The organism is Anaerocolumna sp. AGMB13025 (genome assembly GCF_029689925.1).
Taxonomy (GTDB): Bacteria; Bacillota; Clostridia; order Lachnospirales; family Lachnospiraceae; genus Anaerocolumna.
On record NZ_CP121445.1, the window covers coordinates 1,220,049 to 1,233,356 of the forward strand.

General features: G+C 38.1%; 11 protein-coding genes. All 11 read left to right on the forward strand.

What is annotated here, in order from left to right; translation table 11 throughout:
• Positions 1-133 precede the first annotated feature (133 nt).
• The 11 genes from QA584_RS05130 (at position 134) to QA584_RS05180 (ending at position 13,263) form a co-directional block, all read left to right on the forward strand.
• Entirely contained in the window at positions 134-706 is a 573-nt protein-coding gene (locus tag QA584_RS05130) for a pentapeptide repeat-containing protein (protein ID WP_278273430.1), read from the forward strand.
• Positions 707-720: 14 nt separating this feature from the next.
• Positions 721-1,137, forward strand: coding sequence for an NUDIX hydrolase (locus QA584_RS05135; RefSeq protein WP_278273431.1), 417 nt, complete (start codon positions 721-723; stop codon positions 1,135-1,137).
• Positions 1,138-1,381: 244 nt separating this feature from the next.
• The gene (locus QA584_RS05140; protein WP_278273432.1) at positions 1,382-1,732 is read left to right on the forward strand and encodes a hypothetical protein; all 351 of its coding nucleotides are present in this window, start codon (positions 1,382-1,384) and stop codon (positions 1,730-1,732) included.
• Between the two features lie 383 nt (positions 1,733-2,115).
• A complete protein-coding gene (locus QA584_RS05145; RefSeq protein WP_278273433.1) occupies positions 2,116-3,498 on the forward strand; it encodes a PTS mannitol transporter subunit IICB in 1,383 nt (460 codons plus the stop codon).
• A gap of 190 nt (positions 3,499-3,688) precedes the next feature.
• On the forward strand, positions 3,689-5,785 hold the full coding sequence (locus QA584_RS05150; RefSeq protein WP_278273434.1) for a BglG family transcription antiterminator: 2,097 nt from the start codon (positions 3,689-3,691) through the stop codon (positions 5,783-5,785).
• A gap of 165 nt (positions 5,786-5,950) precedes the next feature.
• A complete protein-coding gene (locus tag QA584_RS05155) occupies positions 5,951-6,376 on the forward strand; it encodes a PTS sugar transporter subunit IIA (RefSeq protein WP_278273435.1) in 426 nt (141 codons plus the stop codon).
• Positions 6,377-6,380: 4 nt separating this feature from the next.
• On the forward strand, positions 6,381-7,310 hold the full coding sequence (gene pfkB, locus QA584_RS05160) for a 1-phosphofructokinase (protein ID WP_278273436.1): 930 nt from the start codon (positions 6,381-6,383) through the stop codon (positions 7,308-7,310).
• A 247-nt stretch (positions 7,311-7,557) separates the two neighbouring features.
• Complete coding sequence (locus QA584_RS05165) at positions 7,558-8,817, forward strand: zinc-binding dehydrogenase (protein ID WP_278273437.1); 1,260 nt, start codon at positions 7,558-7,560, stop codon at positions 8,815-8,817.
• 203 nt (positions 8,818-9,020) lie between these two features.
• On the forward strand, positions 9,021-9,287 hold the full coding sequence (locus QA584_RS05170) for an HPr family phosphocarrier protein (protein WP_278273438.1): 267 nt from the start codon (positions 9,021-9,023) through the stop codon (positions 9,285-9,287).
• 10 nt (positions 9,288-9,297) lie between these two features.
• Positions 9,298-11,010, forward strand: a complete 1,713-nt coding sequence (gene ptsP, locus QA584_RS05175) for a phosphoenolpyruvate--protein phosphotransferase (protein ID WP_278273439.1) — start codon at positions 9,298-9,300, stop codon at positions 11,008-11,010.
• Between the two features lie 1,212 nt (positions 11,011-12,222).
• On the forward strand, positions 12,223-13,263 hold the full coding sequence (locus tag QA584_RS05180) for a lactonase family protein (RefSeq protein WP_278273440.1): 1,041 nt from the start codon (positions 12,223-12,225) through the stop codon (positions 13,261-13,263).
• The last annotated feature ends 45 nt before the right edge of the window (positions 13,264-13,308 follow it).

A 13,308-nucleotide genomic window follows, 5' to 3' on the forward strand; every position in this document is an offset into this window, starting at 1 on the left:
GATTTGTATGCTTCAACCCAAATAAGCAACCAGAGCCTCCTTATCGAAAGAAAAATAAAAAAAGGTTTTCAGAATTCATTTAATATGATAGATTTAAATTAGGCTAAATCATATCAACGTTTGGAGGAGCAATATGGAGAGTTATGAGGGCGATGAGTTCCGTCAGTCAGAATGTACGGAATTAATGGATAAAAGTTTTACGGATTGTGAGTTTTATAATTGTATGGTGAATGAGATTACGGTAAAGGACTGTTCATTCCGAAGCTGCCGGTTCTATAACTGCACCATAATGAATATAGAATTGAAATATTCGGATATGTTTAACTGTGAATTTTATAATTGTATGTTAATCGGGATTAACTGGAGGGATGTTGCGAATACTCATGGTGTTTCCATGCCCTTTATTAAGACTAGTAACTGTTTGTTGAGATATAATATTTTTACTAATATGAAATTAAAAGCCTATCATTTTGACGGTTGTAATTTAGAAGGATGTTATTTTGAAGAGTGTAATCTGGAAGGGGCATCGTTTATGGGATGTAACTTAGAAGGTGCCACCTTTAAGAAGAATATGTTAAAAAAGGCAGATTTCAGAGAAGCGATATGTCTTCGAATCAATATTCTGGATAATACATTAAAGGATGCAAAATTCTCTTATACGGATGCAGTAAGCCTGTTATCTGAGATTGGTCTGATTCTTGAATGACAAGAGGTGAAGTTATGGACAACATTATAATAAATGCGATGAAAGCTATCATTTTATATAATAGGAAGGCACTTATCGTAAAACGGACAGAAACAAATAAAATAGCCGGGGGAATATGGGAATTCGTCGGAGGTAAGTTAGAATTTGGAGAAGATTTAATCAGCGGTCTGAAAAGAGAAATACAAGAAGAAACCGGTCTTACGGTTACTGTTGAAAAATTGCTCTTTGCCACCTCTTTTAAAACCCACGATTACAGGCAGGTAGTCATCATTAATTATCTGTGCAGTTGCGATACGGATCAGGTTACTTTATCAGAAGAACATACCGAGTATCTTTGGGCAGATAAAGCTGAATTACTCAGTCACTTGGGAAAGCGTACGCTTAAAGATCTGGAGGAAAATCATATTTTGGAGCAACTAGAACTGGAATAAGGACGACATGTATAAATTGAAGGATTTCTGCAAAACTTAATAGCAATAAAAGGACTGCTGCGATATAGCCTAAAACTCTATTATTCTTAAAGCGATAGTAGAAGTCTTATAAACTATGCAGCAGTTTTTTAGTAAATCCGGCTCTGCATTATTTTATACACTAATATCGTGCTGCCTTATTTTAAGGGGTCTTATGCTCTTAGGAGTACTTGATTGGCCGGATGGAATTTGGGAGGTTTCTTCGATGAATGAAAAGGTTAAATACAGACTGGATATTTGTTTGATCCATTTTGCAGTATATTTGGTTGCTCTTTTGGTACCCTGGATGTTTATTTTTGAAATGCTGCCAATACCCTATGCAGGACTTTCGGTATTGGCAGAAGTATGTTTATATATCGCCTGGAGCCTTATTCTTGCCCTTTCTGCTGCTCAGGCTAAAAAGGATATTGTGAACTATACTGTTTACGAGGCAGAGGAAACCCTTAGTAAACGGATGTGGAAGGTCATCTTTACAATTATGCGGATTTTATTGCTGCTTACTCTTGCATATTTAATATTGACTTTGATTTTTATCCTTATCAGTTTTATGGTTTAAAATCAGAAAGCCTGACTCAGACTTTGCTTTGTTGGGCTTTTTTTATGTAATAGAAAGTTGCATCCTATTAAATAAAAACCCTCTGTAATGGATGCACATCTGGCAAAGAGAAAGTTTATTATCGCATAATCCGCTCTGGCGCGAAAGTGTTTTGTAAACTGATACTTTGTTCTATAAAAATCACCAATACTGTGAATTGTGCCTAAATAAGATCGGTATTTAGTCATGTCATTATTGAATAGCGACAAATTGACGTTTGTTAAAGTTGAAATTATACAGGTATTACCGTTATAATTAAACTATCTTAAGAAGATGATTGGCCAGTCTTTTCTTCAGAAAATGATATTAACTGATTGATTAATATTCAGAAGAGAGGGTAAGAAATGAAAGAAAAAGTTCAAGTGTTTGGAAGATTTTTAAGCGGTATGGTAATGCCGAATATTGGAGCATTTATAGCATGGGGTATTATTACTGCACTATTTATTCCTACCGGATGGTTACCGAATGAAAAGCTCGCAGCGTTGGTAACTCCTATGGCAACAACCTTACTAACCTTATTAATTGCTTACACCGGAGGTAAAGTGGTTGCCGGTCACAGGGGCGGAGTTATTGGTGCAATAGCAACCATGGGTGTCATAGTTGGTGCGGATGTTCCTATGTTCTTAGGAGCAATGATTATGGGACCTTTAAGTGCCTGGCTCCTTAAAAAGTTTGATAAAGTAATCGAGGGAAAAGTAAAAGCAGGTTTTGAAATGCTCGTAAACAACTTTTCTCTTGGTATTCTCGGTGCAATCCTTGCAATCCTTGCATTATTAGGCATTGCTCCGGTTGTTACACAGTTAAATAACATTATGCAGGCAGGTGTTGGTTTCTTCGTTGATCACGGTTTACTTCCTTTAGCAAGTATCTTTATCGAACCTGCAAAGGTATTATTCTTAAACAACGCAGTGAATCATGGTATTTTATCACCGATGGGTATGGAGCAATCCAAACAGATCGGTAAATCCATTTTCTTCTTATTAGAAGCAAACCCCGGTCCTGGACTTGGTATTTTATTGGCATATTGTATTGCCGGTAAGGGTTCTGCAAAAAGCTCAGCACCCGGTGCAATCATTATCCACTTTTTAGGCGGTATTCATGAAATATATTTCCCTTATATCTTAATGAATCCTACCTTATTATTAGCAGTTATAGCAGGTGGAGCAAGTGGTATCTTTACACTTAATTTATTAGGCGGCGGCTTAGTAGCACCAGCATCTCCGGGCAGTATATTTGCAGTACTTGCAATGACTCCTAAGACCGGATATATTCCTGTAATCTTAGGTGTACTGGTAGCCACAGCGGTTTCTTGTGTGGTAGCAGTTCCATTATTAAAAATCTTTGGAAAAGATGAAGACATGGAAGCAGCAAAACAAATGGTTCAGGATATGAAAACAGCTTCCAAAGGAATTAAAAAAGATACAGTAAGCATTGACACCACAAATGTTAAAAATATCGTATTTGCCTGTGATGCAGGAATGGGATCCAGCGCTATGGGAGCAACGGTGCTTCGTAAAAAGCTTGCCGCAGCAGGATTAGGACACATTAATGTAGTTCACTCACCGGTTTCTAGTATTCCAGAGGATGCAGAGATTGTAGTGACCCATGCAGAGCTTGGAGAACGTGCAGCCCACAGTAATCCCAAGGCTAAACTGGTTTTAATTAAAAACTTCCTTTCAGCACCGGAATATGACATGTTGGTAGAAGAATTAAAGCAGAATAAATAGAGCGTGATTTGTACGAAAAGGGTAGTTGCATTTTGCAATACCCTTATTCGTACATATTTCTCTGCGTTAAATCAAGTACAAGGAAAAATAGTGTCATCAACGGTTATGTAATGGTACTTGAACTGGTAATGATATTGGGAAGTATACGGAAATATATTGATAATTCATTTGGAAAAGGAGGGATAAGGATATGGATTTTTCACCGCGGCTTCGTCAGATATTGCTTATTTTATTACAGGAAGATCAGATCGTATCAGTTAAGAAACTGGCTGATGAAATAAAGGTTAGTAAAAGGACGGTACAAAGAGAGCTTGAATTTATTGATGCTTCTTTAAGAAAGTACAAGGTCATGCTGCAGACCAAAACCGGGATCGGAATCTGGCTGGACGGAGAAGAAGCGGATAAAAAGAATCTACTGTCGGACTTAAAGGAGGAGGATGTAATCGATTCTGGGGATAAGGAAGACAGAAGAAAGAGACTGATTTTAGAAATACTAAAAGACAGGACCCCTAAGAAATTATACTATTACGGTAATATCTTCGGAGTAAGTGAAGCGACCATCAGCAATGATATGGAAGCGATTGAAGACTGGTTCCACCAGTTTGATTTAAAAATTATAAGAAAACAGGGATACGGAGTAGCCTTAGAAGGCAGTGAAAAGAACTACCGCCTTGCGGTCAGAAAATTTATTGATGAAAATATAGACACTAAAATCATGAAGAACCTTTCAGGAGATAATGAGAGGTCCATACTGGAAGTAATCAGGGATACCGAAGGAAAAAATATTTACAACCTGATTAATAATGAGGTATTAAGACAGGTCATAACCTGTTTTAACAGTATACGTGACAAACGGTTATTGCGGCTTACGGAGAATTCCTATATCGGGCTGATTCTGCATGTGACCATAGCTGTTAACCGTATCCTTCAGGAAGAAATCATTGAACCGAATAATGATTTATTGGAAAAGCTGAGTAAAGATGAAGATTATGATTTGGCACTGCATATTGCCAATTCTCTGGAAGAGGAATTTCAGATTGAAATTCCTGATATAGAAGTTGCCTATGTGCTGCTGCATATAAAAGGTTCAAAATTACAATATATAAATGAAGAAATTGAAATAGAGGATCTTAAGGAACGGGAAGAACTCCTTAACTTTATTAATGACATGATTGATGTCTATGATGAGGAGCTGGCCTATGAACTGAAGCAGGATGAGGAATTTGTAGTTGGTTTATTGGCTCATTTACAGCCGACTTTTATCCGGCTTAAAAATCATATGACTATCTCAAATCCTTTATTAACAGAGATTAAAGGAACCTATCCGGATATTTTTAAAAAATGCCTAAAAGTTGGTGCTTTCATTACAAAGCGGTATGGCTATAAGGTGCCGGAGGAGGAAATCGGCTTTTTATCCATGCATTTTGGAGCCGCCGGAGTCCGCCTCGAAAATCAGAAGGAAAGTAAACGCCGGGTGGATATCGGTATCGTATGTGCCAGTGGCATTGGTATTTCAAGATTAATGCATACCAAACTGACTCGCTATTTAAAAGAAAGAGCGGAAATCACTACTTACGGCAAAGAGGATTTAACCCCTGAAGTGCTTAAGAAACTGGACTTTTTAATTTCCAGTATTAAACTTGAGGACATAAATATAGAGGTAATCCGGGTAAGTCCCTTACTCATTGACTCTGATTTGGAGCAGATTGAAACCAAGGTGCGATTGTATGCAAAGACTCCAAAGAGAAGTAAGTTTGATAAAGATTTTTCTGAACAGCTTGAGCAGGTTAATTTTGCAGCGACCCAGATAAAAACTATTATAAATGATTTTCTCATGTTCAAAGTCAGTAATTTCATTACCTTTGAAGAATTACTGGTGGCGGTTACCGAAAAGTTAACCCCTTATAATGATAGGCGGCTGCTGATTCAGGAGGATATTAAAAGAAGGGAAAAAATTGCCTCCCAGGTTATTCCGGAATATGATTTTGCACTCCTTCACACCCGTACGAAAGGTGCGGTAAAGCCAAGTTTCTCGGTCTGCGTCACCAAGGAATTATCGGAGTTCGAAGATCCATTTTTTATGAAGGTTCATGCCGTGATTATCATGTTGATCCCTGATGATTCCCATTATAAGGAAAATGGGAATATTATGGGGCATTTAAGCAGCAGGCTTATTGAAGATGATGAATTTTTACGTCTTATTTTTCAAGGTGAGAAAGACCGGGTTCAAAACTATATCTCCAGGGAACTTAAAAATTACTTTAATCATTACCTGGATCAAGTGTAATATCTGCATGGAAACTTATGGTAATTCGTAGTTTAATAATGTCGCTAACGGATAGTGTCAAACTCATTTTTGTATTCGTTGAAATAGGAAGACAGGTAAGGTTATAATAGAACCATGAACAGAAGCCGTTAACAGATAAGTTTTAATAGAAAGGAACAGAATACAGTGGACTTACTACAAAAAAATAATATTATACTAAACTGTAAAGCAAAACCGAAAGAAGATGTAATAAGAGAAGTTGGTCAGTTATTATATCAAAGCGGTTATGTAGATGAAAGTTATATAGATGGAATGTTAAAGAGGGAACTTACCTTTTCCACCAATATCGGTAATGGTATTGCACTTCCTCATGGGGTGGAGGAAGCGAAAAAGGATATTAAAAAATCCGGTATAGCTGTAATGATATTTCCGGAAGGCACCATGTGGAAGGATGAACTGGTTTATGTAGTTATCGGTATTGCGGGTGTTGGAGAAGAACACCTGGATGTGTTAGCTAATATTGCTGAAAAATTATCCACCACAGAAGCAGTTGATGATTTGATTAAAAGCAGTGTAGACGAAATATATCAGACCTTTACAGGTAAGGAGTGATTCCATGATTATAACAGTAACTATGAACCCTGCCATTGATAAGACCGTTGAGTTAGATCATTTGGAACAGGGAAGTTTAAACCGTCTGAAAAGCGTGATTACCGATGTGGGCGGAAAAGGTATTAATGTTTCCAAAACCATTAAGGCTTTGGGGGGTGAAACCATTGCAACCGGTTTTATAGGGGGCAGCGGCGGGAACCTGATTGAAAAAGTATTAAAGGAACAGGGAATAAAATCCGATTTTGTTGAGATTAAGAACGAAGTCAGAACCAACTTAAAAGTCCTGGAAGCAGCCGGTTTTGTGACAGAATTAAATGAGCCTGGACCTCAGGTAAGTGAAGCGGAATTAGAGGAATTAACTCAGAAGTTGATCGGATATGCTGGAAAAGATGTTTTATTTGTATTGGCAGGAAGCATTCCCAATGGAATCAGCAAAACGGTGTATAAGGAGCTGATTGGTAAGGTAAAGGAGAAAGGCGCAAAAGTATTTTTGGATGCCGATGGAGAATTATTCATACATTCCCTGGAAGCTGGTCCGGATTATATAAAACCCAACCGTGCCGAACTGGAGGAATATTATCACATGGATTACCGGGCGGATGAAGCAGAACTGGTTAAGATGGGACAGAAGCTGCTTCAAAAAGGGATTGAGATGGCAGCCGTCTCCCTGGGACAAATGGGAGCACTATTTTTAACCAAAGACCAGATCGTAAAATGCCCGGGTCTCAGAGTAGAAGCCCACTCCACCGTAGGAGCAGGAGATGCCATGGTGGCCGCATTATCTTATGGAATTGATAAGGGACTTGATCTTAAGGAGTGTGCAAAGCTAGGGTTAGCAGCTTCAGCCGGAGCAGTAACCACCAAAGGAACGAAGCCGCCTGCAAGGGAACTGGTAGAGGAGCTAATGAAAAAAGTTGAGATTATAAATTTGTAAAGGATTTGTGTGATTATTAATTGCAGAACAGAGATAACTAATCAGAGCAGCGATAAATAATCAAAGTGAAATAAATAACAAGAGCTGATAAATAAGTAGAAAACGCAACTATCAATATATGTGAGTGTGAAATTACAAGGATTTCTCACCCTTTGGTTTGTATACGCTAAAACGGTTTATGAGAAATCAATTCCTCACAAGATAAGGTCATACCACAGGAAAACCTGGGGTAAAGGAGGGTAATGATATGAAGTCAAAAGCAGTCAGAATGTATGGAATGGATGATTTAAGATTAGAAGAATTTGAATTACCGGAAATAAAAGATGATGAAATCTTAGTTAAAGTAATCAGTGACAGTATCTGTATGTCAACCTATAAATTAGTAAAACAAGGGAAAAATCATAAAAGAGCACCTCAGAACATCGATACCAACCCCATTATTATCGGACATGAATTTGCAGGAGATATCGTAAAGGTAGGTTCTAAATGGGAAAGTCAGTTTAAACCAGGTCAGAAGTTTGCACTCCAGCCAGCCCTTAACTACAAAGGAAGCTTAGCTTCCCCCGGATATTCTTATGAATTCTTCGGCGGTGCCTGTACCTACTGCATCATACCTCAGGAAGTTATGGAACTTGGCTGCCTTTTAAATTATGATGGAGAAAGCTACTTCCAGGCATCTCTTGGTGAACCCATGAGCTGTATTATCGGAGGTTATCATGCCAACTACCATACCAATAAGCAGAATTATAACCATGCTATGGGAACGAAGGCAGGCGGTAATATCTTAATCATGGGAGGCTGCGGTCCTATGGGACTAGGTGCGGTAAGTTATGGTTTATATACGCAGAACAAGCCGAAACGCATCGTAGTTACGGATATCAGTGATGACAGAATCCAAAGAGCAAGAGAAGTAATTTCTGAAACTGCCGCATCAGAAAAAGGAATTGAACTGATCTATGCCAATACGGCTGCAATGGAAAATCCCATTGAAGATCTTATGAAATTAACAGACGGTCATGGTTATGATGACGTATTTGTATATGTACCGATTAAACAGGTGGCTGAAATGGGTGATACCCTCTTAGCCTTTGACGGCTGCATGAACTTTTTTGCAGGTCCTACCGATAATCAGTTTAAAGCAGAAATCAATTTGTATAATACCCATTATACCAGCACACACTTACTGGGAACAACCGGCGGTAATACAGACGATTTAGTGGAAGCCATTGATTTATCCTCCAAAGGACTTATTGAACCCGCAGTAATGGTAACCCATGTAGGCGGTATTGACAGTATTGCAGAAGCTACCTTGAACCTTCCTAAAATCCCAGGGGGCAAAAAACTGACTTATACCCAGTTTAATATGCCTCTTACAGCACTGGAGGATTTTGAAGAATTAGGCAAGACAGATCCTTTGTTTAAAAAACTGTCCGAATCCTGCAAGGCGCATAAGGGCTTGTGGAACGGAGAAGCAGAGAGAATTTTATTTGAACATTTTGGAGCATAAATGAAACAAACTAAAATATAGGTATTGGTAATTGCGAACTATTTAGTTTTCTGAATATACCCTACAATTAATACGAATTTCATAGCTTCAGTTACCCACTGGGAAGATTCAACTCTGAATTGTATTAATTGCATAGTATATAGATACAATAGTAGAGTTTCGCAATTATCAAAAGATATAGTTAAAGTGAGAGGAGAGTACGTATGGTTAGTCAGAAAATTACGGTTATTAATAAATCAGGAATCCATGCAAGACCGGCAGGCGAGCTGGTGCAGGTGGCATCGAAATGCTCTTCGGAGGTTGTAATCCGCGTCGGCGAAAGAAGCGTAAATCCCAAAAGCATCCTTATGCTTATGGCAGCTGCAATCCGCTGCGGTACGGAGATTACGGTGGAATGCAGCGGTGAAACGGAAGAAGAGGACTTAAAGAAGTTAATTGATGCCATAGCCGGTGGATTAGGAGAAGAGTGAGGGCTGGGATATGAAAGCCATAAAAGTTGAAAAGACAGCTTCAAAGGGTATTGTTATGGGCAAAGCTTTCCTGGTGAAAAAACCGGAGCTTATAATAAATACCGGATTGATACAGGAAGAAGAAATTACCAGGGAACTAAACCGGTATGAAGCTGCTGTTGCGAAAGCAACAAATGAGCTTATGGAGCTGGCTAAGACCAATAGTATTTTTGGTGCCCATTTGGAAATGGTTAAGGACATAGCTCTTTATGACAGTGTTACAAGGAAGATAAAAGATAAATATAATGCGGAGGCAGCCTTAGAAGAGGCAGCCGCAGAATTTATAAGCATCTTCGAAGCTATGGATGATGACTACATGCGGGAAAGGGCCGCAGATATCAAAGATATTCGTTACCGGTTATTATGCAATCTTAATGGAATAGACTTAAATCCCTTTGATTCTATTAAAGAACCGGTTGTATTAATAGCGGAGGATTTGACGCCTACGGATACAGCTGGTCTTGACCTTCGGTATATTCTTGGATTCATAACGAGGGACGGCGGAGTTACAAGCCATGTATCCATTATGGCGAAAGGGCTTGGTATACCGGCCTTAGTAGGCGTTAAGGATATATTGAAGGAGACAGAAAACGGGGATTTTATTATTTTAGATGCAGGCAGGGGCGATATTATTATCAACCCGGAGGAAGAAGCAATTGCCAGGTATACAGCCCTTCGTAAAGAGTATGAGAAAAGGCAGCTTGAATTAGCTGAATTAAACAATTTTCCGGCGGAGACAAAAGATGGCAGAAGAGTTCATTTATGTGCCAATGTAGGCAATGTGAAAGATATTAAAAATGCAGTTAACTATAATATAGATGGAATTGGGCTATTTCGAAGTGAATTCCTTTATATGGAGAATACTCATTTCCCTACAGAGGAGGAGCAGTTTCTGGTATATCAGGAAGCAGCAAAACTGTGTGGCAGCGAACTGACCATAAGAACCCTTGATATTGGGGGAGATAAGGCATTATCCTATTATGAATTTGATAAAGAGGAAAATCCCTTCTTAGGATGGCGGGCTATTCGGATTTCCCTGGAACTTAAACCTATGTTTAAGACCCAGTTAAGGGCCATACTCCGTGCAAGTGCCTTCGGGCAGATTCGGGTTATGTTTCCCATGATTATATCTGTTGAAGAACTACGTACGGCAAAAGCGATTATGGAGGAATGTAAAGCTGAACTTAGAAGCGAAAATATTGCTTTTGACGAAAACCTTCAGGTTGGCATGATGATTGAAACCCCGGCTTCCGTTATGATGGCAGAGGATTTCGCAAAAGAAGTAGATTTTTTCAGTATCGGAACCAATGACCTGACTCAGTATATGCTGGCGGTGGACAGGGGAAATAAACGGATTGCACCAATGTATAATTCCTTTCATCCATCGGTATTAAGAAGTATTAAACGGGTTATTAAAGCCGGTCATGACGATAAAACTGGTCATGACGGTAAAAATAGTCATGAAAAGATTAAAGTAGGTATGTGTGGGGAATTTGCCAGTGAGGAACGGGCAGTTAAAATTCTCTTGGGGTTAGGACTTGATGAATTCAGCATGTCGGCAGCTGAAATACCGAATGTAAAAAATATTATTCGCAATACCTCTTATGAAGAAGCTGTGCAGCTTTCCGAAAAAGTCTGTGAGATGAGTACATTGGAAGAGGTATATGAATTGCTGGGAATATAATCAATGATAATAGTTACACTATTTTACAGGAGATATCTGCTATAGGTATAGCTGCAATATATACAGAAGATATCTGCTATAGATATTGCAGCAATAATTGTAGAAGATATCTGTAAAAAGATTGCAGCAATAATTGCAGAAGATATCTGTAAAAAGATTGCAGTAATAATTACAGATAACATCATAAGGATTAGAACGATGTTTACAGGTGATATCTGCATTAGAGATAACAATAGATATTTTCAAAATAAATTATATAGTATTAGCCATAAATACAAGATGAAGTCAAGGACTGTTCCTTAGCTTCATCTTGTATTTATATTAGCGATATTATTCTGGAATTGTATTCTGTTCTTAATATTATTCACTCAAACTTCGCAGTTAATAAACTTAAAAACACTTGATAAAATCAGCCCTAAAGCTAAATTGAAAGCATGATTATGCTATGTTTCATAAGCGCTTTATTCTGAGTCTGATCATTCACTTATGACTTTTTCAGGTGGTTTAGACTCAAAATGCACACTGTTTGACGAGTATAGCGAGGAGTTTGTGCTTTTTGGGTCTTGCTTTACCACCTGAAAAAGTCATTAGTGAATTCCAGGCTCAGAATCCTAAGCTTATGAAACATAGCATAATCAATGCTTTCTTAATCAACTTCCTTGCTGATTTTATCAAGTATACAAGACAAAAATAAATGCGAAGTTTGGATTATTAATATTATCAAAAGACAATCATGAACAACAGCTATCCCATATTTAGCGACAATTTGTATTTATTGAATTCAATGAAAATTTAAAAAAATTTAATGGGATTAGCTGCCTAAAATCATTTATTGTCTAATAATTGCCTAATATGTCATATTATGTATTTATTTGGTTTAATTAAACAAAAATATTCATTTGCTTGATACTGTATTGGTGAAAATGAATAAATAATTTTAATTTTCCGTAAGTAAAAGATTGCCAATCTTCCCTTTGAGAGTTAAAATAAGAGTTAGAGACTTTATCCCGTTGATTTACAAATTAATACATATGGGATAGCAGGGGTTAAATATAATTAGAAGCTAAAGGAAGAAAAATAAAGCAGAAACGGAAGTATTATATGACCGGGACAAGTTTTGATGGGGTAACTAAAACTACTTGTCTCCGGTCAGAAAAATTTGGGGAATATTAGTGCTTACGAGTATTATTCGGCTTTGAATGGAGGATCAAAATGAAAGAGAATAAGATGAGAGAATTATTGATCTCTGGATATGGACCTGGAAATGCACAGGAAGCTTCGATTGCTTTATATGAAATGACAAGCCGTCTGGAATTTAATCAAATCCTGTGGGAGGATAAGGTCCCTGCACCATCATATTTATGCACTTATCATGATATATGCTTCGGTATTAGAGAAGATGACGGGAGCGGAGCAGTGCTGTGCTTTCAACGGCAGGAGGACAAATATATATTAAAGGATAAACTGGAACTTACAGGGGGTGCACTGTGCCATATCGTTTATCAGCCTAAGAGCCAGGTTTTGTATGCATCTTTTTATGAAACCGGACATGTTGCAGCAATTAAAGTGGAGGATTTCCATTTTACCAAAGTCCTTAATTTCTTTCAGATTGAGCCTATTATACCCGGAGGTCTTACAAGAGCCCATTGCTGTGCACTGGAACCTGATGGAACCAGGGTATTTACAGCGAATATTGCATTGGACCGAATCTATATATATGATACAGAAGCGGGTGCTTTAAAGCCAAATCAAAACCTTCCCTTTCTACAACTGGATAAAGGCATTGGTCCGAGGCAGCTTAAATTCCATCCGTTATTGAATTACCTATATATGATTACAGAATATTCCAATGAAATCTATGTATTTTTATATGAAAAGATAAATGGAGAGCCAAAAGTTACTTTATTACAGAAAATAAGCACTCTTCCCGAAGGTTTTACCGGAACCAGTTATGGTTCTGCACTGGATATATCAAAGGACGGCAGATTTTTGTATGCCGCAAACAGGGGGGCTGATACCATAGCCGTATATGATATAAATCCGGATGGCGTATTAAATAAAATACAGGATAAGAGCAGCGGAGGAAACTACCCAAGGCATATAGCCCTGACCAAAGATGATATGGGGCTGATTATAACTAATCAGAACTCGAATGAAGTTGTTATATTACAGGTAGATGAATATAATGGAATGCTCGTAGATATGATAACCAGGAGAACCTTTTATCAGCCGTCTTATGCGGAGGAATTATAAGAAAGATTGCTTTGAGCAGGAAGTTTAGGAAGCAGAAGATGATGG

Bases quoted from the DNA above. Each gene is read 5' to 3' on its own strand.
- QA584_RS05130 (WP_278273430.1), top strand. From the start codon at position 134: ATGGAGAGTTATGAGGGCGATGAGTTCCGTCAGTCAGAATGTACGGAA.
- QA584_RS05135 (WP_278273431.1), top strand. From the start codon at position 721: ATGGACAACATTATAATAAATGCGATGAAAGCTATCATTTTATATAAT.
- QA584_RS05140 (WP_278273432.1), top strand. From the start codon at position 1,382: ATGAATGAAAAGGTTAAATACAGACTGGATATTTGTTTGATCCATTTT.
- QA584_RS05145 (WP_278273433.1), top strand. From the start codon at position 2,116: ATGAAAGAAAAAGTTCAAGTGTTTGGAAGATTTTTAAGCGGTATGGTA.
- QA584_RS05150 (WP_278273434.1), top strand. From the start codon at position 3,689: ATGGATTTTTCACCGCGGCTTCGTCAGATATTGCTTATTTTATTACAG.
- pfkB (WP_278273436.1), top strand. From the start codon at position 6,381: ATGATTATAACAGTAACTATGAACCCTGCCATTGATAAGACCGTTGAG.
- QA584_RS05165 (WP_278273437.1), top strand. From the start codon at position 7,558: ATGAAGTCAAAAGCAGTCAGAATGTATGGAATGGATGATTTAAGATTA.
- QA584_RS05170 (WP_278273438.1), top strand. From the start codon at position 9,021: ATGGTTAGTCAGAAAATTACGGTTATTAATAAATCAGGAATCCATGCA.
- ptsP (WP_278273439.1), top strand. From the start codon at position 9,298: ATGAAAGCCATAAAAGTTGAAAAGACAGCTTCAAAGGGTATTGTTATG.
- QA584_RS05180 (WP_278273440.1), top strand. From the start codon at position 12,223: ATGAAAGAGAATAAGATGAGAGAATTATTGATCTCTGGATATGGACCT.